The organism is Nocardia jejuensis NBRC 103114, assembly GCF_001613145.1.
Lineage (GTDB): Bacteria > Actinomycetota > Actinomycetes > Mycobacteriales > Mycobacteriaceae > Nocardia > Nocardia jejuensis.
This window is the reverse complement of the sequence record NZ_BDBU01000006.1, coordinates 134,294-156,126: the sequence shown is the minus strand read 5'-3', so window position 1 is coordinate 156,126 and position 21,833 is coordinate 134,294. Positions and strand designations below refer to the sequence as shown.

21 protein-coding genes and 1 pseudogene are annotated in these 21,833 nt (G+C 68.4%); 8 read left to right on the top strand and 14 right to left on the bottom strand.

All coding sequences use genetic code 11. The annotated features are described in order from the left end of the window. Positions 1-50 precede the first annotated feature (50 nt). Positions 51-1,193, top strand: coding sequence for a N(5)-(carboxyethyl)ornithine synthase (locus NJ1_RS05625; protein ID WP_067688255.1), 1,143 nt, complete (start codon positions 51-53; stop codon positions 1,191-1,193). A gap of 66 nt (positions 1,194-1,259) precedes the next feature. On the opposite strand, the gene NJ1_RS05620 is transcribed toward NJ1_RS05625, so the two are convergent. The 5 genes from NJ1_RS05620 to sigE all read right to left on the bottom strand — a co-directional run bounded on the left by NJ1_RS05620 (position 1,260) and on the right by sigE (position 5,346). After that, a complete protein-coding gene (locus tag NJ1_RS05620; protein WP_067688252.1) occupies positions 1,260-2,096 on the bottom strand; it encodes a hypothetical protein in 837 nt (278 codons plus the stop codon). A gap of 59 nt (positions 2,097-2,155) precedes the next feature. Further along, complete coding sequence (gene tatB, locus NJ1_RS05615; RefSeq protein ID WP_067688248.1) at positions 2,156-2,557, bottom strand: Sec-independent protein translocase protein TatB; 402 nt, start codon at positions 2,555-2,557, stop codon at positions 2,156-2,158. A gap of 67 nt (positions 2,558-2,624) precedes the next feature. Further along, positions 2,625-4,214 carry a S1C family serine protease gene (locus tag NJ1_RS05610; protein ID WP_084477774.1) on the bottom strand — a complete coding sequence of 530 codons (1,590 nt, stop codon included), beginning with the start codon at positions 4,212-4,214 and terminating at the stop codon, positions 2,625-2,627. 10 nt (positions 4,215-4,224) lie between these two features. After that, complete coding sequence (locus tag NJ1_RS05605; RefSeq protein WP_067688245.1) at positions 4,225-4,632, bottom strand: hypothetical protein; 408 nt, start codon at positions 4,630-4,632, stop codon at positions 4,225-4,227. A gap of 69 nt (positions 4,633-4,701) precedes the next feature. Then, positions 4,702-5,346, bottom strand: a complete 645-nt coding sequence (gene sigE / locus NJ1_RS05600; RefSeq protein ID WP_067688538.1) for an RNA polymerase sigma factor SigE — start codon at positions 5,344-5,346, stop codon at positions 4,702-4,704. A gap of 400 nt (positions 5,347-5,746) precedes the next feature. On the opposite strand from sigE, the gene NJ1_RS05595 reads away from it, so the two are divergent. From NJ1_RS05595 to NJ1_RS05575, 5 genes are all read left to right on the top strand, one after another. Beyond that, positions 5,747-6,394, top strand: a complete 648-nt coding sequence (locus NJ1_RS05595) for an O-methyltransferase (RefSeq protein ID WP_067688242.1) — start codon at positions 5,747-5,749, stop codon at positions 6,392-6,394. Positions 6,395-6,700: 306 nt separating this feature from the next. Beyond that, on the top strand, positions 6,701-7,339 hold the full coding sequence (locus NJ1_RS05590; RefSeq protein ID WP_169813088.1) for a TetR/AcrR family transcriptional regulator: 639 nt from the start codon (positions 6,701-6,703) through the stop codon (positions 7,337-7,339). Positions 7,340-7,380: 41 nt separating this feature from the next. After that, a complete protein-coding gene (locus NJ1_RS05585; RefSeq protein WP_067688236.1) occupies positions 7,381-8,358 on the top strand; it encodes an ABC transporter ATP-binding protein in 978 nt (325 codons plus the stop codon). Further along, positions 8,355-10,001 (top strand): ABC transporter permease, encoded by a 1,647-nt coding sequence (locus NJ1_RS05580; RefSeq protein WP_067688233.1) that lies wholly within the window; start codon positions 8,355-8,357, stop codon positions 9,999-10,001. Before NJ1_RS05585 ends, NJ1_RS05580 begins: the two co-directional genes overlap by 4 nt. Before the next feature lie 161 nt (positions 10,002-10,162). Then, the gene (locus tag NJ1_RS05575; protein WP_067688230.1) at positions 10,163-10,381 is read left to right on the top strand and encodes a hypothetical protein; all 219 of its coding nucleotides are present in this window, start codon (positions 10,163-10,165) and stop codon (positions 10,379-10,381) included. Positions 10,382-10,779: 398 nt separating this feature from the next. Here NJ1_RS05575 and NJ1_RS05570 read toward each other — a convergent pair whose 3' ends face one another. Next, on the bottom strand, positions 10,780-11,964 hold the full coding sequence (locus tag NJ1_RS05570; protein ID WP_067688535.1) for a DUF7373 family lipoprotein: 1,185 nt from the start codon (positions 11,962-11,964) through the stop codon (positions 10,780-10,782). A 130-nt stretch (positions 11,965-12,094) separates the two neighbouring features. Next, on the bottom strand, positions 12,095-13,309 hold the full coding sequence (gene glgC, locus NJ1_RS05565) for a glucose-1-phosphate adenylyltransferase (RefSeq protein ID WP_067688227.1): 1,215 nt from the start codon (positions 13,307-13,309) through the stop codon (positions 12,095-12,097). Between the two features lie 136 nt (positions 13,310-13,445). Between glgC and glgA the strand changes: the two genes are divergently transcribed. After that, positions 13,446-14,615, top strand: a complete 1,170-nt coding sequence (gene glgA / locus NJ1_RS05560; protein ID WP_067688532.1) for a glycogen synthase — start codon at positions 13,446-13,448, stop codon at positions 14,613-14,615. An 85-nt stretch (positions 14,616-14,700) separates the two neighbouring features. Here glgA and NJ1_RS05555 read toward each other — a convergent pair whose 3' ends face one another. Beyond that, entirely contained in the window at positions 14,701-15,207 is a 507-nt protein-coding gene (locus tag NJ1_RS05555; protein WP_218025132.1) for a GNAT family N-acetyltransferase, read from the bottom strand. Between the two features lie 69 nt (positions 15,208-15,276). Between NJ1_RS05555 and NJ1_RS05550 the strand changes: the two genes are divergently transcribed. Continuing rightward, a complete protein-coding gene (locus tag NJ1_RS05550; protein ID WP_067688224.1) occupies positions 15,277-16,188 on the top strand; it encodes a LysR family transcriptional regulator in 912 nt (303 codons plus the stop codon). 28 nt (positions 16,189-16,216) lie between these two features. Here NJ1_RS05550 and NJ1_RS40945 read toward each other — a convergent pair whose 3' ends face one another. The 6 genes and pseudogenes from NJ1_RS40945 to NJ1_RS05525 form a co-directional block, all read right to left on the bottom strand. Beyond that, positions 16,217-17,764: a putative RNA methyltransferase gene (locus NJ1_RS40945; protein WP_067688221.1), complete on the bottom strand. Its 1,548-nt coding sequence runs from the start codon at positions 17,762-17,764 to the stop codon at positions 16,217-16,219. Between the two features lie 18 nt (positions 17,765-17,782). Next, positions 17,783-17,950 (bottom strand): DUF3117 domain-containing protein, encoded by a 168-nt coding sequence (locus NJ1_RS37825; protein ID WP_006554284.1) that lies wholly within the window; start codon positions 17,948-17,950, stop codon positions 17,783-17,785. A 165-nt stretch (positions 17,951-18,115) separates the two neighbouring features. Next, positions 18,116-18,691, bottom strand: a complete 576-nt coding sequence (locus NJ1_RS05540) for a DNA-3-methyladenine glycosylase I (protein WP_067688218.1) — start codon at positions 18,689-18,691, stop codon at positions 18,116-18,118. 431 nt (positions 18,692-19,122) lie between these two features. Further along, positions 19,123-19,437, bottom strand: a pseudogene (locus NJ1_RS05535) (DivIVA domain-containing protein); the annotation flags it as partial. A gap of 278 nt (positions 19,438-19,715) precedes the next feature. Next, positions 19,716-20,852, bottom strand: a complete 1,137-nt coding sequence (locus tag NJ1_RS05530) for an Mrp/NBP35 family ATP-binding protein (protein WP_067688215.1) — start codon at positions 20,850-20,852, stop codon at positions 19,716-19,718. Positions 20,853-20,927: 75 nt separating this feature from the next. Next, entirely contained in the window at positions 20,928-21,800 is an 873-nt protein-coding gene (locus NJ1_RS05525) for a lytic transglycosylase domain-containing protein (RefSeq protein WP_067688526.1), read from the bottom strand. Between the last annotated feature and the right edge of the window lie 33 nt (positions 21,801-21,833).

Sequence of the window (21,833 nt, the reverse complement as noted above, 5' to 3'; positions counted from 1 at the left end):
CCGTCGTTGCCGCCCGGACCAGCGGCAACGACGGCGCGTAGGCTCACCAGGTGAAGCAACTGACCATCGGTGTAGTTGCGACCTCTCGCAAAGAGGACGAGCACCGACTGGCTATCCATCCCGCCCACCTCGACCAGATCGATCCGGGGCTTCGCGACCGCGTCTTCCTCGAGCACGGCTACGGCGACCGATTCGGATTCACCGACGCACACCTGGCGCCGTTCGTGGGTGGCCACCGCACGCGCGAGCAGCTGTTCGCCGAATGCGATGTGCTGCTGCTGCCCAAACCGCTGCCCGAGGACCTCGAGAACCTGCGCCCCGGACAGGTCGTCTGGGGCTGGCCGCACTGCGTCCAGGACGAGCGCATGACCCAGCTCGCCATCGACCGCGGCCTCACCCTGATCGCCTGGGAGGCGATGAACCACTGGACCAAGGAGGGAAACTTCAGCGTCCACGTCTTCCACAAGAACAACGAGCTGGCCGGCTACTGCTCGGTCCTGCACGCCCTGCAGTTGCGCGGGTCCAGCGGCGATTACGGCCGGCGGATGCGCGCGGCCGTGATCAGCTTCGGCGCGACCGCGCGCGGTGCGGTGCGCGCGCTCTCGGCGCTCGGGATCAGCGATGTCACGGTGCTGACCCAGCGCAGCGTGTCGGCGGTCGCCTCACCGTTCGCCTCGGTGCGGATGCAGCACTTCGCGCGCGACCCGGCGAACCCGAGCCACACCCTGGCACTGAAAGCGCCCGAACCCGGGCCGCTCGCGGAGATGCTGGCCCAGTACGACATCGTGGTCAACTGCATCCTGCAGGACACCGAGGAACCGCTGATGTTCGTGATGAACGAGGATCTGCCGTTGTTCCCGCGCGGCACCCTCTTCGTCGACGTCTCCTGCGACGAGGGCATGGGTTTCGAATGGGCCCGCCCGACCTCGTTCACCGATCCGATGTTCACCGTCGGGGAGGACCTGCACTACTACGGCGTCGACCACAGCCCCTCGTTCCTGTGGAACTCGGCCACCTGGGAGAACTCCGAGGCGCTGCTGGAGTACCTGCCGATCGTGATGGCCGGGCCCGATGCCTGGGACGGCAGCGAGACCGTCCGGCGTGCGATCGAGATCCGCGACGGGCGGGTCCAGAATCTGCGCATCCTGTCGTTCCAGGGGCGGGCCGCGGCGTATCCGTACGCGGTCGTCTGATCTCGAATCGGCGCCGAACCCGTTGCGGCACAGTGTATGTGGCGGCGGTGCCGCCGCGGCGGCGGCTCAGCGGTCGTGGCGGTAGATCGGAGTGAGCAGGTCCGCTTCGATCGGCTCACCGGTCGAGCGGTCGTAGCGCACGCCCACCACCGCGGAGAACGGGTGGGTCGCGGCACGCTCGTGCAGGGTCGCGAGTCTCGTTGCCAGCAAACGGATCGCGCCCAGGGACGCGGGCGGATGCAGGCCGTCGATGACGAGCACGGTGCCCTTGCCGTCGGGGCGGGGCAGCCGGGCCAGATAGGCGATGTCGTAGGGCTCGGTGCCGCCGGGTCTGTACACCCGGCGCGCGGCCCGGTCCTCGATGCCCCGGCGCACCCGGCCCGCGCGCGCCACCGTGCGGCGCAGCCGGGGGTCGGCGGCAACGAGATAGCGCAGACTGGGCGACAATTCGGGTCCGCCGAGCACGATCAGGCCCTCACGGTCCAGATCGAGCGGGCGGCCGGGTAGGAAGCGCTGCACGTTGGCGGTGAAGCCCAGCTCCCGCAGCAGTTCCACGAGGCGATGCGGCGCGGCCGGGTCCGGCGCGCCCACGAGCGCGATGGATCGGGTCGTGCTGCGCACATCCGGGGTCACGATGGTGAGCGGTCCGTGGCCGAAGAACAGGCCCTCCGGTACCGGTCCCTGGGTGCTGACCTGATGGATGCGGGCCCGGGAAAGTCCCGCTGCCGCACCGATTCTGGCAAACGTCCAGCCCTCGGCGTGCAGCTCTCGAATAACAGCGCGGCGGATGCGCGTCAGCTCGTTGATCTGCTGCTGCGCGGCAGCCACGCCTTCGGTGGCGGCTTTCAGGCGTTCGACCTTGTCTTCGATCGCGAATACCCGGGCCACCTCGTCGGCCGACATGAGCGCAGTCTAGATAGCTGGACAGCCACATGTGTCTAGTCCGCTAGACAGGATTGATCTCAGGTGGCGTCGGGATCGACCGGCGGACGTTCGTTGCGCTCCAGCGGTTTTTGTACACCGGGCATGGCGATTTCACCGAAACCGCTGTTCGTGGACGTGACAGGCTTGTCGAATTTGCCGGTGAACAACGAATCGTCGCCGTCCAGAAGATGTTTGGTGACCATCGCACGAGGATTCATACCGCGCAGTTCGTTCAGCTGCTCGAGCGGCTTGCGGATCTCCTCGAACTCCGGACCGAGCTCCTGCTTCAACTGCGAGGTCGCGCCCGTGGCGTAATCACGCACCTGCTTGAGGGCGCCGGTGGTCCAGCGCACGGCGCCGGGCAGACGCTCCGGGCCGAGAATCACGAGCGCGGCGACGACCAGAATCAGCATCTCGCCCCAGCTGATACTACTGAACACGAGACCAGGCTACCCGTGTCCGATTCGACTGCTCCAGCCGCCGCACCTGCGCTGACACCGTCCGGGCCTACGGCTTCTTGTCCGACTGCAGGGTCACCGGAACATCGACCTCGCGGCCGTCCCGGATGAGCCGCACGGTGACCGTCTGACCGATCTCGTGCGACTGCACGGCCACGGTCAACTCCTCCGGACTCGACACCTCGCGATCGCCGACCTTCACGATCACGTCGCCCTCCACGATGCCCGCCTGCGCGGCCGAACTCCCGGCCTGCACGTCGGCCACCTGCGCGCCGCTCATGACGTCATTGGCGACGATCTTGGTCTTGGCGCTGACGCCGAGCATCGGATGGAACACCTGGCCCTCACGGATCAACGCCTGTGAGATGCGCTTGACCTGATCCACCGGGATCGCGAAGCCCAGGCCCACCGAACCGCCGCTCTCGGACTTGATCGCGGAGTTGATGCCGATCAGCCGGCCCTGCATGTCCACCAGCGCGCCACCGGAGTTGCCGTGGTTGATGGCGGCGTCGGTCTGCACGGCATCGAGCGTGGCATCGGTGTCGGTGCCCTCGCCGCCGACCTTCACCGGACGGTTCAGCGCCGAGACGATGCCGGAGGTGACCGTCTTCTCCAGGCCCAGCGGCGAACCCAGCGCCAGTACGTCGTCGCCGACCTGCACGTCACCGGAATTGCCGAGCTGGATCACCGACAGGTTCTTCACGTCGACCTTCAGCACCGCCAGATCCGACTTGATGTCGCGGCCCACGATGGTGGTCGGCACCCGGCTGCCGTCGGAGAACACCACGTCCAGCTTCGCCTTGTTGCTCTTGTCGTTGGCGGCCAGCGAGATCACGTGATTGTTGGTGACGATGTAGCCCGAGCCGTCGATCACGACACCCGAACCGGTGGAGCCGGTGTCGCCGAGCCAGGCGCGCACGGTCACCACCGCGGGCATGACCGCGTTCACGACCTTGGTGATCTGGTTGTGCGGCTTGTCCCCGTTGTCCGCGGACTGCAGCGTCACCTTGCGCGAGGTCGCCGCGCTGACCGATTCCGCGGTCATCCGGCCCACGATGCCGCCGGCCAGACCGATGACGAGCGCGGTGGCGGCCAGGATCGCGAGTGCGCGCGGGGCGATCTTGCCGCCGAACAGCACCTCGCGAGCGGTCAGCAGCCGGCCCGGGGCCCGCGGTGCGGGAGCGGGTGTGCCGACGGCGGGCGCGCCCAGCCGGGCCGCGGAGTCCGGATCGCGCCACGGATCGCTGGGACCGGCGGGGGCGGCCTTGTCGCCCTGCGCGTCCGGATCGCGCTGCAGCAGCTCCTCGGAGCCGGCCGGACGGCCGAACGCCTCGGCCAGCACCGTGTCCGGCGGGCGGTTCTGCAATTCGAGACCGCCCGACGCGCCGGCGGCAGCGGCGCCCGCGCCGGAACGGGCCGCGAAGGACCCGCTCTGCCCGTTGGGGCGGCGGAAGGCGCGCGCGGTGTGTTTGTCGACGTGCGGCCGATAGACCGGCCGCGGTCCCAGGACCGGTGCGTCCGACGGCCTCAGGTTCCCCCGATCAGCCGCCGAATCAGAAGCCTCCGCGGATCGCGACAGGTTGTTTTCCGCGGGCCCGTCACCCGGAACCGGGCCCGTGTTCTTCGATTCGGTGGTCACGCGATGAACTCTACTTGCGCCACCACGCGGTCCACCGTCTGCTGTCGAACGAATCTTGGCGCAGCCCGAAGGAACTCACGCCGCGCGCCAGCGTGCCGCGATCACCACGAGGGTCCGCGCCGCCGGTCAGATTGTGTTCGGCGCCCGGCAGTTCCGACAACGGGATCCGGCTCAGCGAGTCGTGCAGCCGCAGCGGCGCGGAGATCTGGTCCGAGGACTGCCGCAGGGCGATTCGTGCCTGCTGCTGCGTGTCGACCTCGAGGGCGCACTCACGGCAGACGGAAAGATGATGGGCGGCACGCAGATACGCGTTCATCCGCAATTCACCGTCGACATACGCGGCAATGGCCTCACTGGCCAGATGCTCGGTGGGGGCGAAACGAGGTGGACGCTGAGGCGTTCGGTCCTCGCCACTCATACGCTGCACACCCTTCCGGATTCGAGCTGCTCGGGAACACAGATCACGCGGGCCGACACGCCCGCGCCCTCACCCGACCTTTTCGGAGGCGGCGATGCGCCGCTCGACTCCATTATGCTCGAGGTGCTCGCGCAGTGCCTGACGTCCTCGGTGGATGCGGCTGCGCACGGTCCCCAGCTTGACCCCGAGCGTCGCGCCGATCTCCTCGTACGACAGACCCTCGATATCGCAGAGCACCACGGCGGCGCGGAACTCCGGCGCCAGCGAGTCCAGCGCGGACTGCAGGTCCGGATCCAGATTCGCGTCGTGATAGACCTGCTCGGGCCCCGGACCCTCGGAGGGCACGCGGTCGTAGTCCTCCGGGAGGGCTTCCATCCGAATGCGGTTGCGGCGGCGCACCATATCCAGGAACAGGTTCGTGGTGATGCGGTGCAACCACCCCTCGAACGTGCCCGGCTGGTAGTTCGACAGCGACCGGAACACCCGGATGAAGGTTTCCTGAGTCAGATCCTCGGCGTCCTGCTGATCACCGGTGAGACGGTAGGCCAGGCGGTACACGCGGTCGGCGTGCTCGCGGACCAGTTCGTCCCAGGTCGGCATCATGGTGCGGTCACCGGTGGCGTCGAACGCGGCGGTGCCGGACAGGTCGTCGGGGGAGAGGTCGTCGGAGGCGGGGGCGGCGTCGGCGGGGGCGGCATCGCCCGCGTTCGCCACGGCGGCGCCCTCGATCGGTGTGCCATCGGTGGACACCGGGAAGTCGCTGGTCAGCGAGGTTTCGCTGGTCAGCGGCCGAACCTGCGAGGGCAGGTTCTCGAGCTGCTGGCGCAGCGTCTTGTGCTGCGGTTGCAGTGTGGCGTGTTCGCGCGCCGCGTCGACCATGTGGATGGTGTTACCTCCTACTCGGGACCGTGGCTTCGGTTTCCTGGTACAACCGACGTGGTGAGTCGCGTTGTTCCCGGAGCCTGGCCGCCGGTCGCTGGTCTGGCGTAGGCATTACTTTTGCCGGTCGGCATGTGGCAGTCGTATGTGGACGCTGAGGGACACCTGAGAAAAATCGCCACACCGGTCGGTTACAGCGACGCGATCCCGCCCGCTCGCCGTTAGCCTCTAGAACGTGAGCCAGACTCCCGCGGCACAGAACCTGCAGCGCAACCTCGCCTATGTGGAGGAATCCGTCGCCGAGGACGAGATCCTCGTCTCGGCGCGCGAACGAGCCTTCGAACTCGGCGCCGCGCCCGTCCCACCGGCGGTCGGCGCATTGCTCAGCATGTATGCCCAGCTCCTGGGCGCGCGAGCGGTCGTCGAAGTCGGCACCGGCGCCGGCGTGAGCGGGCTGTGGCTGCTCGACGGCATGCGTGAGGACGGCACCCTCACCACGATCGACTCCGAGCCCGAGCATCAGCGCGCGGCCCGCGAGGCGTTCCGCTCCGCCGAGATCACCCCCGCACGCACCCGGCTGATCAACGGCCGCGCCCTGGATGTGTTGCCGCGCTTGGCCGATGGGGTCTACGACCTGGTTTTCATCGATGCCGCGCCGCTCGAGCATCCGCAGTACGTGGATCAGGCCGTGCGACTGCTGCGCGAGGGCGGGGCGATCCTGCTGCACAACGCGCTACTCGGCGGCCGGGTCCCCGACCCGGCCCAGCGCGACCCGCAGACCCAGGCGGTGCGCGCCGCCACCCGCGCCATCGCGGAGGATCCCCGGCTCACGAGCGTCCTGATTCCGGTGGGTGACGGATTGCTCTGCGCGTCGCGCGGTTGACGGACAGCCCTGCGGGGTTGACGGGCAGCGCCCCGCGCGGTTGATGGACGGCGCCCTGCGAGGTTGATGGACAAGCGCCGCGCGGTGCGGGGTCGAGCGCCTCGCGGGGCTGAGAACAGTGTGCTGACCGGCTGATTCGGTCGCCGGGGCATTGTCCTCCCGGAGAATTTCCGCAGCATGAATACTGCGTTCGAGCAGCTTTCCCTGAAGCAAGAGTCCCTGCCCGGCGGTGGCCGTCTCGACTCGCCGGAAGTCGCGGTCGCTTCCTCTTGCCTATCGATTGAACGAGTGTTTAGTATATTGAACGTGCGTTCAGCCGATGATTTGACGACGAAAGCCCGGATTCGGGACGCGGCGATCGTCGCGTTCGGGGAACAGGGGTTCGCGGTGGGTGTGCGCGCCATCGCCACCGCCGCGGGCGTCTCGCCCGGCCTCGTCATCCACCACTTCGGGTCCAAGGACGGGCTCAAGGGGGAGTGCGACGACTGGGTTCGCGAGGTGATCCGCAAGGCGAAATTGGAGTACATCGAACATCCCTCGCCCAACGGGCTGCTGCAAAGCCTGTCGGAGATAGAGGATTTCGCGCCGTACATGGCCTATCTGATGCGCAGCTTCCAGTCCGGCGGCAGCCTGATGAAAAGCTTCTTCGACAATATGGTCGAGGACGTCGAGCAGTACCTCGTCGCGGGCATCGCCGCCGGAACACTGCGAGCACCGAGCGACGTGAAGGCCACCGCCAAGTACGTGGCCACCACCAACGGCGGCGGCATGATGCTGTTCCTGCAGCTGTACGCCGCCGAGCAGGATGGACCGGTCGACTTCCGGAAAGCCTTGCGCGAGTACGCGGATCGCATGATGATGCCCGCTCTCGAGCTCTACACCAACGGCATGCTGACGGATTCCATGGCGCTGGACACACTCACCAACCGTTCGCCCGATTCCTGACCCCTGTTTCCACCACAGTCGTTTTCCTACAAGGAGATTCGATGAACGTCCCCGCCAGCCCCGCGATCACCGTCGCGAACCTGCACAAACACTTCGGGCAGGTGCACGCGCTCGACGGCCTCGATCTGGAGGTCGCACAGGGCGAGGTGCACGGCTTCCTCGGCCCGAACGGCGCCGGGAAATCCACCACCATCCGGGTGCTGCTCGGCATCCTGTCCCGCACCTCCGGCGAAGCCCGGGTGCTGGGCAGGGATCCGTGGACCGACGCGGTCGCACTGCATCGCGATATCGCTTACGTGCCAGGCGATGTCACGCTGTGGCCCTCGCTGTCCGGAGGCGAGACCATCGACCTGCTGGCGCGCATGCGCGGCGGCATCGACGCCGATCGGCGCGCGGAGCTGATCGAGCGCTTCGAGCTCGACCCGCGCAAGAAGGCCCGCACCTATTCCAAGGGCAATCGGCAGAAGGTCGCCCTGGTCTCGGCGTTCTCCTCCAACGCGAGCCTGCTGATGCTCGATGAGCCCACCTCCGGTCTGGATCCGTTGATGGAGCAGGTGTTCGGTGAATGCGTGGCCGAGGCGAAGGGGCGCGGATGCACGGTGCTGCTGTCCAGCCACATCCTGTCCGAGGTGGAGAAGCTGTGCGAGCGGGTCACCATCATCCGGGCCGGGCGCACCGTGGAGACCGGTTCACTGGCGCAGATGCGGCATCTGAGCCGCACCTCCATCACCGCCGAATTGACCGGTGAACCAGGGGATCTGAGCACCATCGCGGGTGTCTCGGACCTCACGGTCGAGGACCACACGCTGCGCTGCCAGGTGGACAGCGAACATCTCGGCGAACTCATCCGGGTGCTCGGCGACGCCGGCGTGCGCAGTCTGACCAGTCAACCGCCCACGCTGGAAGAGCTTTTCCTGCGGCACTATTCGATGAACGGCGAGGCCGCTGACGGTAGCGCGGGCAATGGCGCCACGGCGTCCGGGCGGCACGCCCACGAGTCGGAGCAGGTCGCGAAATGACCGCCATCGCCGCACCCCGTGTGATCGAATCACCTTTACGGTCAACAGATTTCACCGGAACCGGACAGCTGTTGCGGTTGTACCTGCGCCGCGACCGGATCGTGTTGCCGCTGTGGGTGCTGATGCTGTCGCTGCCGGTGGGCAGCGTGTACATCGACAGCATCGCGAGCGTGTATCCCGACGAGGCCGACCGCGCCGGATTCGCCGCGACAATTCTGGGCAGTCCCGCGCAACTGGCCATGTACGGGCCGGTCTACAACACCAGTCTGGGCGCGACGGGCATCTGGAAGGCGGGGATGTTCTATTCGCTCATCGCCATCGCCACCATTCTCACCGTCATCCGGCACACCCGGGCCGAAGAGGAAACGGGCCGTGGGGAACTCGTGGCCGCCACCCGGGTCGGCCGGTTCGCGGGACTGACCGCCGCGCTGGCGCTCGGCTACGGCGGCTCGCTCGCCGCCGGGCTGCTGGCCTTCCTGAGCCTGGCGGGCACCGACGTCCCCAAGACCGGATCACTGGCCTTCGGGCTGGCGCTGGCGGCCTCCGGCGCGGTGTTCGCCTCCGTGGCCGCGGTGTGCGCGCAATTGAGCGCCGGCGCCAGGCTGGCTCGCGGTATCGCCTTCGCGGTGCTGGGCGCCACCTTCACACTGCGCGGGATCGGTGACGCGCGGGCCGGAGACGGGCCGACCAACCTGTTCACCTGGCTTTCGCCGCAGGGCTGGTCGTTGCAGGTCCGGCCCTATGCCGGTGATCATTTCGCGGTCCTGCTGCTGCCGCTGATCACCGTGGCCCTGCTGACCGTGCTTGCGTATTCGCTACTGCGGCATCGGGATGTGGGAGCGGGACTGATCGCGGAACGGCCCGGCGCGGCCGCCGCCGCACCCGCGCTGAGCGGTCCGTTCGGGTTGGCCTGGCGGTTGCAGCGCGGCACGCTCGTGGCCTGGACGGCGGGACTGGGCCTGTACGGCCTGATCATCGGCAGTGTGGTGCACGGCATCGGTGACGAATTGGGCAGCAGCCAGGCGATTCGCGACATCATCACGCGGATGGGCGGATCGCGATCGCTGGAGAATTCCATGATCACCTACGCCTTCACCATGATCGCGGTGGCGGCCTCGGCGTACGCGGTGTCCGCGGCGCTGCGCCTGCACACCGAGGAGAGCACCCAGCACACCGAGATCGTGCTGACCGGCGCTGTCTCCCGAACCCGCTGGGCCGCCTCACATCTGGTGTTCGCGCTGGGTGGACCGGCGGTGGCGCTGGCGGTGTCCGGCGCGCTGGGCGGCGTGATCTACGGTCGCGCGGCCGGCGACGTCGGCGGCAAACTCGCGGATGTGCTGGCGGCGGCCCTGATTCAGCTGCCCGCGGTCTGGCTGTTCGTCGGCATCACGGTGGCGCTGTTCGGCCTGGTCCCGCGCTGGACTCCGGTGGCGTGGGGTGTGCTGACCGCCGCCATCGCGGTCTTCCTGCTCGGCGCGATTTCCGGTGCCCCGCAATGGTTCCGCGATCTGGATCCGTTCGAGCACGCGCCGAAGCTGCCGGGGGCGGTGTTCGACCTCACTCCGCTGGTGATCCTGCTGCTGATCGACGCGGCCCTGATTGCCGTGGGACTCATCGCTTTCCGGCGGCGTGACCTGCGATGACGCGTATCGGCACCTGAGGAGCGCACCGGGACGCCATCGGAGAAATCCGGTGGCGTCCCGGCGTTTTCGCGCCCGTGGCAGTGCGGGGGCAGTGCCCGGGTCTGGATTCGATCAGCGCGCCGGTGGTACCACGAATAGGGGGACGATTAAGGAGGTGGGAGATGTTCGGCGAGGGCGTCATGCTCGGCATGCATCTACCGCACGGATGGTTATGGCCCGCACTGATCTTCTTCGGCGGCGTGGTCTTCGTGGCACTGCTGGTCCTGCTGCTGGTCAGCGGGGCGCGGTTCGACGATCAAACGAATACGACGCCGACCTCTCCGGGGCCGTGCGCGCCGTTCTGCCTCACCGAGACACCGGCTCCGGTGCCTCCGGGCTGAAATACCGGCCGCATCACGAGGATTACCGGACGGTGATCGCGGTTACTCCATGGACAGGGTCCGACGAGTGAGGTTTTCCATGGATCAGCAGGCTCCGGCCGTGGTGGGGTTGTATTTCCGTTCGAGCGGCGCCGCCCGTGTCTGTTCGAGCGGCGCCGCCGGAGCGTGGCGGCGGATCGCCGAGTTCCGGCTCGCGCCCGACGGCCACGCCACCTTCCGCGCGGTGGACCCGATCGAGGGACTTGTCGCGCGCGTCTGGTACCACCAGGGCGTCGACATTCAAGGCGAGGACCGCACCGTGCTGCCTCGGGACGGCGCGGAATTCCTGCGAGCGCTGTTGCAGCCGTTCGGATTCCGCGACTACCGATTCCGCGACGACAGCGGTTGCGCGCCCCGCGCTACAAACTGTTCGCCAGCAGCGCGTACTGCGCCGTCGCCCGCTGATGCACATCCGATTCGGAATCGGCGTTCACCGCGGCAACATACCGCTTATAGATGACGTAGCAGCGGTAGCTCAGGGTGTCGGACTTGTGCCGCACGCATTTGGTGTCCGGCACCTTGTCCGGTGCGGTGGTGGAGGTTTCGCCGAGGCTGCTGATCAGCCCGGCCACCAGCTCGGCGCCCGCCTTGGCGTCTCGGACCCGGAACAGGTACGAATCGTCGGCCTGTGCCATGGAATCCATTCCGGTGTCGGCCACCAGCCTGGTCCGCAATGACATGTCGCCCGCGGGGTGGATCAGCCAGTTGGGGCCGAAGATCGCGAAGGTGTCCTGATTCGGGGTGTGGCCGTCGCGGTCGGTGACCAGGGTTCGGGCCAGCAGGCGGTCCGGGTCGACCGGCAACTTGTCGATCGAATCGGCCGGCGTCGCGGCGAACGCGTCGATCGCGGGCGCCTCGGCGTCCAGGGTCTTCTTGGCCCAGAAGAGCAGATCGGTCTGATCGGCCTTGGGGCGCGACACGAACACCGAGACCACGAACTCCTTGCGCGGCATGGTGACTCCCACGTTCGCCACGCCCGGCCGCCAGTGCGAGAACGCGTCCGGATACTCCGAGAGGCTCAGCTTGCGGTTCTGGTCCGGGGCGACGGCGAAGTCCGCGTCCTCGAGTTCCTTGGCCGCCAGCTTGGCATTGTCGCTCGACGGAAAACGAAGCAGCCGAATGGTGATGGTGGTGGACGCCGGATCCGGGACATTGCCGACGTCGTTCAGATCCGACCCGCTGGCCGCGAACCCGGCGATGAAACCGCGCTTCTGCAGCACCGGCTTGGCCGAGGAGGACAGGTGGCTCACGTCCACCACGTCCTGCATGGTGGCCAGCACGATGCCGCCGCGACCGACCTTCAGGGTCGAATCCACCCGCACCGACGGCACCACGGCCTCGGACATGCGCATGGCCTCGAGCAACGGACCGTTGCCGTTCGTATCGCGGTCGTAGGTGTAGCGATCGACCGGATACGAGCCCACATCCAGCGTGCGGACGTCCAACTCGCTCGCGACCGGTGTGCCCTTCGTCCCGCACCCGGCGACCAGCGCGGTCAGCGCCAGCGTGGTGACGACCGTGACGATCCGCGTTGCGCGGCCCATGGTGTTCCCTCCCGCGCTGCTGCCGCAGCGGCGCTCCACCCACAGATTTTCGAGGTCGGGAGGGCGGCTGTCCACCGTAATCGGAATAAACCACACCGGACCGGGCGAAAGTATCGGCGCCGGGCGCGGGTCAGACCCAGATGCCCTTGCCGACGGTCACCACGCCGCCCTTGCTGACGGCGAACCGGTCGCGGTCCCGATCCAGGTCCACGCCGATGATCTCGCCCTCGGACACCACCACGTTCTTGTCCAGGATCGCGTGCCGAACCACCGCGCCGCGACCGATCCGCACGCCCGGCATGATGACGCTGCCCTCCACGGTCGCGCCGTCGTCGACCACCACGTTCGAGAACAGCACCGAATTGCGCACGGTCGCCGCCGACAGAATGCTGCCCGCGCCGATGATGGACTCCTGAGCGAGCCCGCCGCGCCCGAACTTGGCCGGCGGCAGGTTCTCCGCGGCCCCGCGAATCGGCCAGTGCCTGTTGTAGAGGTCGAAAGCCGGGTCCACCGACACCAGATCCATGTGCGCCTCGTAGAAGGCGTCCAGGGTGCCCACATCACGCCAGTAACCGCGACTGCGGTCGGTCGCGCCCGGCACCACGTTGTCGGTGAAGTCGTAGACCGAGGCCGAACCCGAGCGGACCAGGTTCGGGATGATGTCGCCGCCCATGTCGTGGTCGGAGTCGTTGTCGTCGGCGTCCGCGCGGATCGCGTCCACCAGCACCTTGGTGGTGAACACGTAATTGCCCATGGACGCGAAGGTGACGTTCGCATCGTCCGGGGTGCCGGGCGGGTGCACCGGCTTCTCCAGGAATCCGATGATCCGGCCCGCCTCGTCCGAATCGATGCAGCCGAACGCGCTCGCCTCACTGCGCGGCACACGGATGCCCGCGACCGTCACGCCCGCGCCGGATTCGATGTGCGCCTGCACCATCTGCTCCGGATCCATCCGGTACACGTGATCCGCGCCGAACACGACGATGTACTCCGGATCCTCGTCGTAGATCAGATTCAGCGACTGCATGATGGCGTCGGCGCTGCCGGTGTACCAGCGCGGACCCAGCCTCTGCTGCGCCGGAACCGGAGTGATGTACTCCCCGCCGAATCCCGACAGCCGCCAGGTCTGGGAGATGTGCCGGTCCAGCGAATGCGACTTGTACTGTGTCAGCACGCAAATTCGCAGGTAGCCGGCGTTCACCAGATTCGACAGCACGAAATCGATGAGTCGGTACGCACCCCCGAACGGCACCGCGGGCTTGGCCCGATCCTTGGTGAGCGGAAAGAGTCGCTTGCCCTCGCCACCGGCGAGCACGATCCCGAGTACGTGCGGCTGGCTCCTCACACTCGCCAAACTACCGCGTGCAGGGGAACGTGGAATGTCCGCAGTGTGCCGTGTTCGTCGCGTTGTCTGATTGGTTCGCTCGCAGCCAAGCGTCTAGTTTGGACCGGTGAGTTACGGCGCGGACGGAACCCGCGGCATGCGGGTCGCGATGATGACCCGCGAATACCCGCCCGAGGTGTACGGCGGGGCGGGCGTGCACGTCACCGAATTGGTGCCCCGATTGCGGGAGCTGTGCGATGTGACCGTGCACTGCATGGGCGTCCCGCGACCCGACGCGGTCGTGCACCAACCCGATCCGATGCTGTACGCCGCCAATTCGGTGCTGCAGATGATGTCCGCCCAATTGCGCATGGCCGATGCCGCCGACGGTGCGGACGTGGTGCACTCGCACACCTGGTACACCGGGCTCGCCGGACATCTGGCCGCGGAGCTCTACGGCATCCCGCACGTGCTGACCGCGCACTCGCTCGAACCGCGCCGGCCCTGGAAGGCCGAACAACTCGGCGGCGGCTACCGGCTCTCGTCCTGGTCCGAGCACAACGCCATGACCTACGCCGACGCGGTGATCGCCGTGAGCGCCGGGATGCGGACCGATGTGCTGACCGCCTACCCGGATATCGATCCCGCGAAAGTGCATGTGGTGCACAACGGAATCGACGCGGACGTGTGGCATCCGGGTGGGCCGAAACCCGGCTCCCGCGACATTCTCACCGAACTCGGGGTCAGCGCCGATCGGCCGATCGCCGCGTTCGTCGGCCGCATCACCCGGCAGAAGGGCGTCGCGCACCTGCTCGCCGCGGCCCGGCACCTGGACCCCGACATCCAGCTCGTGCTGTGCGCGGGAGCCGCCGACACCCCGGCCATGGAGGCGGAGGTCGCCACCGCCGTGCGCGAACTCGGCAAGACGCGGGACGGGGTGTTCTGGGTCAAGGAGATGCTGCCCACCGAGATCGTGCGCCAGGTGCTCTCGGCCGCAACGGTTTTCGTGTGTCCCTCGGTGTACGAGCCGCTGGGCATCGTGAATCTCGAGGCGATGGCCTGCGGAACCGCCGTCGTCGCCTCCGATGTGGGCGGGATCCCGGAGGTCGTCGCGGACGGGCGGACCGGGAGCCTCGTGCACTACGACGAGAACGCGACCCAGGAGTACGAGCGGGCGCTGGCCGGTGCGGTGAATCGGGTTGCGGCGGATGCCGCGGGGGCCGCGGCGATGGGGGTCGCCGGACGCGATCGCGCTGTGGCGGAATTCGATTGGCTGCGAATGGCGGTACAGACCGCGGCGGTCTACGACGCCGTGCGCAAGACGTAGTCCGCCGGACTCCATCCCCGGGTGTGCGGACCCGGTCCGCGCCGGGCGTGGATCCCCGGTGGGACGGCGTGAGCGAGTCGCGCCCTCAGGCGGTCAGGTCGTACTTCATGAAGACGTCGGCCCGGTCGTAGGGGATCGGGCGGAGTTCCGCACGCGGGACGTGCACGAAACCCATGGATTCGTAGAGGCCGACGGCCGCTGCCAGGGCCGAATTGCTGGCCAGGAACAGCGATGTCGCGCCGAGCGCCCGGGCGTGGTCCACGGCCGCCCGCAATACGACACGGCCGAACCCTCGGCCCCGATGACGTTCCGCCACAGCCATTTTCGAGAGCTCGAAGACGCCGGGGGCCTCCGCGACCAGGGCGACGCAGCCGACGGCCTCCGCGCCCTCGCGGGCGATCAGGACCTGACCGCCCTCGGCGATGATCCGCTCGGGGTGATCGAGGGTCGCGCTGTCCGCCGGTTCGAGGGTGAATATCGTGGTGATCCACTCCTCGTTGAGTTGCTTGAACGCGGCCGCGTCGGCGGCGCTGGACATCGGTTCGACCACGATCGGCTGGGCGGGAGCGACGGCTCCACTCTGCTGAGTCACCACCTCAGCATGCCGGGACGCGAACCATAGCGTCCAATACTTGATAGCTCGAATTGATACGTTCACCTTATGGCTGACGGTCCCAAACTGCTCGACGGCGTCGAGTTGCGGCACCTGCGGTACTTCCTCGCGGTCGCCGACGAACTGCATTTCGGGCGCGCGGCGGCCCGGCTGCACATCGCGCAACCCGCGCTGACCCAGCAGATCCAGCGCCTCGAAGCGCTGCTGGGGACTCGGCTCTTCGACCGCACCTCCCGTACGGTCGCGCTGACCGACGCCGGGGCGGTGCTGCGGGAACGAGCGAGCGCGATCGTGCGGCACGCGGCCCGCGACCTCGAGGAGGTCACGCGGATCGGTGAGGGCAGCCAGGGGCGGTTGTACCTCGGGTTCGTGCCCTCGGTGCTGCCGCTCGAACCGCTGCGCGGGGTGCGGCGATTCCGGGAACGGTATCCACTGGTCCAGGTCGAACTCGTGGAAGGCTTCACGAGTCACCTGATGGAGCAGCTGAGCCACGGCAGTCTCGACACGGCCATCGTCCGGGACCCCGATCCGCTCCCCGGCATCAGCACCACCCCGCTGATCACCGAGCCCTATGTCGCCGTTCTGCCCGCCGACCACTCGCACGCCGCCCGGGCCACCCTCACCGGAGCCGACCTGGCGGACAGTCCACTGGTCTTCTTCCCCAGGGCCGCAGGGGTTCTCGCGCAGGACAAGAACCTGGCCCCGCTCCTGGAATCGGGGCGCCGCCCCCGCATAGTCCAGGAAGCCTCCACCTGGACCACCATCTTCTATCTGGTCGCCGAGGGCATCGGGATCACGGTCGCACCGCGCAGCGCCGCCGTCACCGCACCCACCACCGTCCGAGTCGTCCCCCTCACCGAAACCTCCTCCGCCACAACGGTCTACGCCGCCACCCGCACCGATGACCACCGCCCGCTCATCCGCAACTTCCTCACCCTCCTCCCCACCCACGACCGCTGAACCGGGTCTGATCGCTGCGGGGAAGGGGTCAGCGGAGGCGGTAGGTCGAGATGATGACCGAGGAGGTCACTCGCACCGAGGGGGGCAGCGCCGCTATGCGGGCGGTGCGCTCTTCGGCAGCGTGGAATGCCGAGGGGCCCATGGCCGATACCTCGGCAACGGCGTCATGGGACAGGGACATGGGGTACTCGACAGTGTCGGTGTCCACGAGTTCGAAACGGTCGCCGAGGGATTCGGCGAGGCGATCGGCCTTGCTCGCGTCGACGCTCACCATGCCGAGTGGCTCGACGAGTTCGGCAAGGTGACGCGGGGTCGGGGTGACCACCAGGAACCGGCCGTTCGGGGCGAGCACGCGGGCCACCTCCTCGGCATTGCGAGGGGCGAACACGCACAGCACGGTATCGATGACGCCGTCGCGAACGGGCAGCCCACGCCAGGCATCGGCGAGCACGGCCCCGACCCGCGGGTGCGCCCGAGCGCAGCGCCGGACCGCGGGCTTGGACACGTCCAAGGCGATTCCGCGCGGCGGTGCCGAGTGCGGGCACTCGGGTGCCGGGGTCGAGCCGGAGTTCTCGGGTGCGGTGCCGGGTGTCGGGGTCGAGCCGGAGTTCTCGGGTGCGGTGCCGGGTGTCGGGGTCGAGCCGGAGTTCTCGGGTGCGGTGCCGGGTGTCGCGGTCGGGCCGGAGTCCTCGGGCGCGGGTGTCGCCGTGGTGGCTTGCTGTTCCGACAATCGGTTCAGCACCGCCGCGAGGTAGTAGCCGGTGCCGGAGCCGATCTCGAGCACCGCCGGGCCCGTCCGGTGCGGGGGTCGTACCGACGGCGAATCGGTCACGGCGCCGTCGGTCAGCAGGGTCGCGGAGAGTCTGGCGGAAGAGGTGGCCGTCACTGTCGATCCCGGGCGTGTCGTACCGGTCGAGCGGGGACGCGAGCGGGACTCGGCGACCACCGGATCGGGCTCGGTGCGATCGCGCCGGGTCGCGTCACCTGGCGGCGGCTTGCCCGGATTGCGCTCGGCTACCGGCGCGGAGTCGGGCGCGGTCGACGCGGCGACTGTGCGTTCGGCACGGATGCGTTCGGCACGGAGGCGTTCGTCCCCGATCGATGTGCGGTCGGCGGACATCACCGCTGCGGGTTCGGTGTCGGCGATCGTGCGCGTGACCGCTGTGTGCTCGGCGGCCGGGGCGATCGTGTGCTCCGGGGACGGTGTGACCGGGCGCTCGGCGGTGGCGGCGAGGGTCAGGGCCTCGGCGATGGGGGTGAAGTGGCCGGCGGACTGAAAGGTCGCGCGGGCGTCGAGCATGGCCGGGGTGTCGCCGGTCATCTTGGTGGACGCGCCGGTCAGGAGGCTGACGTAGCCTTGGCGGGCGATGTCGAAGGTGTGGCCTCGGGGGCAGCGCAGGGCGGTCTCGGCGAGGTCGAGATGCTGGGCGCACTGCGGGCAGGCCAGCAGATCGGCGCAGGCCCAGAGCCCACCCGCCGCAGCCCGGGGGCGTGCGGCGGGGGAGGTCTCGGCTGTGCCGATGTGGTTGGTGTGTACCGAGGGGCCGGTGAACCGGTCCGGTTGGGTGCGGCTCACCGGCACGATGTCTCGCTACTAGCTGGTGACACTCTTGAGTTCGTCACCGAGCGCTGCGGCTTCTTCCGGCGTGAGCTCGACGACCAAACGCCCGCCACCCTCGAGTGGAACCCGCATGACGATTCCACGCCCTTCCTTGGTTGCCTCGAGGGGACCGTCCCCGGTGCGGGGCTTCATGGCCGCCATCCTCTGCTCCCTCCAGATCTGCGCGTGTCGCTGCGCACTTTCATGGAACTCCAGTTGTCACCAACCAGGCAGCCCGCCGGTATGTGGCGGGCCGCACCAAGCCCATTCTTCCCTATCGCGGATCGGGGCGGGTACCTGAGTTCCAAAAACCGACCGTTGTGGCGTTCAGGCAGTACTCGAATTCACCCAGCAATCGGCCACGTGATCGTCTACCATCCCGGTCGCTTGCATGAGTGCGTACGCAGTGGTGGGCCCGACGAACTTGAATCCGCGACGCTTGAGTTCTTTTGCGAGAGCGGTGGATTCGGTTGTGACGGCGGGCACATCGGCCAGTGTTCGAGGCCGTTTCCGGGGTGCCGGAGCAAAGGTCCAGAGCAGGTCGTCCAGGCCGGTGCCGAGGTCGCGAGCAACCCTCGCATTGTGGATGCTGGCCAGGATTTTGGCACGATTGCGAACAATGCCCGGATCTGCCATCAGCCGTTCCACGTCCGCCTCTCCGAACTCCGCGACCCGCTCGATCACGAACCCGTCGAACGCCGTCCGGAAGGCCGGTCGCTTACGCAAAATCGTGATCCACGCCAGACCCGACTGAAACGCTTCCAGGCACACCCGTTCGAACAATGCGTCGTCCTCGTGCAGAACGCGCCCCCACTCCTGGTCGTGATAATCCCGATAAAGCTGAGATCCATCCGACCAGCCGCACCGGATTCGCCCGTCGTCGAACTCCGAATCGACGCTCATCGGGTGCCGGCCTCCGAATCGGACCCGTCCGGGGACCCCTCGTCCGCCGCGCCCGGCAGCACCCGAGGCAGCGGCGGCGCCTCTCCCGCAGCCCGCGTGTCGTCGGCATCGGGGGCGGCGGCCGCGTCGATCGGAGAGCCGTTCGCGGCGGCTCGGTCGGCGGCCGCACCGGGACCGCCCAGCTGCGCCGCGCGATCACCGAATGCGGTGGCTCCGTTGCCGGGCTGGTGTGTGGCGGGGCTACCAGGTTGGTGCGTGGCGGCGTTGCCGGGCTGGTGTGTGGCGGGCGGGGGAGCGGGCTCGCCGGGCTCCGGGACGCCCGGCCACTGATCGGGCCGGGCGGGTACATGCGTCTGAGTGGCCATATGCGGCACCGCGGGGTCCGCGGCCCGCTGTGGAGCCGCCGGCGGCGCGACCGCGGGCTCCTGGGCCCCAGGCTGCGGAGCCGCGACCGCGGCGATATCGGTGCGCACCTGGGCCAGCTGCCATTCGAGTTCGTCGATGCGGGCGGCGAGCCGGGTCAGCGCCCAGTCCACCTCGCCGGTCTTGTATCCGCGCACCGTCTGCTGGAAGCGCAGCGCGCGCACATCGCTGCCGCTGATGGCCTCGGCGGGCAGCACGGTCACCGTGGTCCCCTCGGGCAGCGGGCCGAGCTCCTCCGAGCGCCCGAAGATCGCGCTCGCGAGCAGGAACAGCAACCCGGCCACGAGGCCGACGATCAGCACGTACAGAAGCAGCGTGAGCATGGTTCCGAGCTTAGGTGCTCACGACCCGCGCCCACGCCGGAGCCCCGGCGGAATTCCGCCGTCGAATTCGCCCACCGCCGAACCATTTCCGGGCCCGCCGCACCCGAGCCGTGCTGTCGTGCGTGCGAGCGACCGGCCGACCGGGATCGGAGCGCGGAAGTGGAGAGCGGACATCGGCGAAACCCCTGGTGCAGGGCTGCGGCCGCAGTCGAGCCGGCCCGCAACGCGGCGTGCCCGCCGCGGGAGGCGACGGGCAAGGGGCGGGGCGGGGTGGCTCGCTAGAAGTTGCGGGTGGTGTCGATGCTCAGGGACATGCCCGCCAGGCCGCGGCGGCGGACCGCCAGCTTGTCGGAGATCTCCAGCAGCGCCTTGCCGGACGCGCTCTCGGGAGCCCGCAGCACGATGGGCGTGCCCTCGTCCCCGGCCTCGCGCAGCTGCTGCTCGATCGGGATCTGGCCCAGCAGCGGCACATTCGCGCCGATCGCCTTGGTCAGGTTGTCGGCCACGGTCTGGCCGCCGCCGGAGCCGTACAGCTCCATGCGCGAGCCGTCCGGCAGATCCAGCCACGACATGTTCTCGATGACGCCCGCGATCCGCTGCCGCGTCTGCAGTGCGATGGAACCCGCGCGCTCGGCGACCTCGGCCGCGGCCAGCTGTGGCGTGGTGACGACCAGGATCTCCGCGTTCGGGATCAGCTGCGCCAGCGAGATGGCCACGTCACCGGTGCCCGGCGGCAGATCCAGCAGCAGGATGTCCAGATCGCCCCAGAACACGTCCGCCAGGAACTGCTGCAGCGCGCGGTGCAGCATCGGACCGCGCCACACCACGGGCGTATTGCCCTGGGTGAACATGGAGATGGAGATGACCTTCACGTCGTGCGCGATGGGCGGCATGATCATCCGCTCCACCTGGGTCGGGCGCTGGTCGGTGCCCAGCATGCGCGGCACCGAATGGCCGTAGATATCGGCGTCGAGCACACCGACCGAGAGTCCGCGCGCGGCCATGGCGGCCGCGAGATTCACGGTGACACTGGACTTTCCGACGCCGCCCTTACCGGAGGCGACCGCGTACACGCGGGTCAGCGAGCCCGGCTGGGCGAAGGGGATCACCGGTTCGGCGTTGTCGCCGCGCAGCTTCTTGCGCAGTTCGGTGCGCTGCTCGTCGTTCATCACGTCGAGGCTCACGCTGATCGCGCCGACACCCGGCACGTCGTTGACGGCGTTGGTGACGCGTTCGGTGATCGCGCCCTTCATGGGGCAGGCCGAGGTGGTCAGGTAGACCACCACATCGACGCTGCCGTCCGCGCCGATCACCACGCTCTTGACCATGCCCAACTCGGTGATCGGTTTCCGGATCTCCGGGTCGTTCACCTTGGCGAGCGCGCCCCGCACATCCGATTCCGTTACCACTGGCATGGGAGTCAGTCTAGGAGCGCCGATGTGGAACGCCACGCCGGGGACCGGGTCCCGGCTCGCGAGCGGACCGGCGGCTCAGATGCGCGGCAGCTGCGCCGCGGCCGGGGCCAGCCCGGAACCGTAGGAGGTCTCCCACGCCATCACGTTCGCGACGTAGGCCATCGAGTTGTTGTAGCGCAGGATGGCGCGCGTCTGCTGGGCCGGATCCCGCATGTCGAGATTGCCCGAGCACAGGTACTTGCCCGCGGTGAGCGCGGCGTCGTACAGGTTCTGCGGATCGGCGATGCCGTCGCCGTTGCCGTCGGCGGCGTAGTGCCGCCACGTCTCGGGCAGGAACTGCATGGGGCCGATGGCACGGTCGTAACCGGACAGGCCGTCGAGGGCTCCGCCGTCGGTGTCGTGGATGACGTTGTTGCCGTAGAGGCTTCCGTCCAGGACCGGTCCGTAGATCGGCGTGAGCGGATTGCCCTCGGCGTCGGCCTTACCGCCGAACGCGTGCGTGGATTCCACTCGGCCGATGCCGGCGAGCATGGACCACGGCATACCGCAGACTGGATTCTCCGCTGCCAGAATGCGTTCCGCGTTCTGGTAGGCGTTCTCCGAGATGCCGGGCATACCGAGTGGTCCGGCGGGGAGCGCGGCGGGAGTGCGACCATCCGGCAGCGCAACGACTTTCACCACGGGGGGTGGCGGGGGAAGAACCTGTTTTGCTTCGCGGAGCACGGGATCCTGGACGGCGGCCGGAAGTGTCGCGGCCGCATCGGGTCTCGATAGGTGCTCGTCCGAATCGTTCGAGAACTGCTGCTGGACTGCGGATGTCAGCTTGGTCGCGATGTTTCCATCGGCGGCACCGGTGACTGTTGCGAGTCCTGCGGGCACAAGGCCGGTAAGTGCTATGACAGACGATCTACGAACTGTCGGGACCGGCGGTTTGCGGTGACGTCCCACGGTGTGGTGACCCTCCATTGCCATCGGCGGTGA

Bases quoted from the DNA above. Each gene is read 5' to 3' on its own strand.
- NJ1_RS05620 (WP_067688252.1), bottom strand. From the start codon at position 2,096: ATGTCGGCCGACGAGGTGGCCCGGGTATTCGCGATCGAAGACAAGGTC.
- NJ1_RS05605 (WP_067688245.1), bottom strand. From the start codon at position 4,632: ATGAGTGGCGAGGACCGAACGCCTCAGCGTCCACCTCGTTTCGCCCCC.
- NJ1_RS05585 (WP_067688236.1), top strand. From the start codon at position 7,381: ATGAACGTCCCCGCCAGCCCCGCGATCACCGTCGCGAACCTGCACAAA.
- NJ1_RS05580 (WP_067688233.1), top strand. From the start codon at position 8,355: ATGACCGCCATCGCCGCACCCCGTGTGATCGAATCACCTTTACGGTCA.
- NJ1_RS05575 (WP_067688230.1), top strand. From the start codon at position 10,163: ATGTTCGGCGAGGGCGTCATGCTCGGCATGCATCTACCGCACGGATGG.
- NJ1_RS05570 (WP_067688535.1), bottom strand. From the start codon at position 11,964: ATGGGCCGCGCAACGCGGATCGTCACGGTCGTCACCACGCTGGCGCTG.
- glgA (WP_067688532.1), top strand. From the start codon at position 13,446: ATGCGGGTCGCGATGATGACCCGCGAATACCCGCCCGAGGTGTACGGC.
- NJ1_RS05550 (WP_067688224.1), top strand. From the start codon at position 15,277: ATGGCTGACGGTCCCAAACTGCTCGACGGCGTCGAGTTGCGGCACCTG.
- NJ1_RS37825 (WP_006554284.1), bottom strand. From the start codon at position 17,950: ATGGCGGCCATGAAGCCCCGCACCGGGGACGGTCCCCTCGAGGCAACC.
- NJ1_RS05540 (WP_067688218.1), bottom strand. From the start codon at position 18,691: ATGAGCGTCGATTCGGAGTTCGACGACGGGCGAATCCGGTGCGGCTGG.
- NJ1_RS05530 (WP_067688215.1), bottom strand. From the start codon at position 20,852: ATGCCAGTGGTAACGGAATCGGATGTGCGGGGCGCGCTCGCCAAGGTG.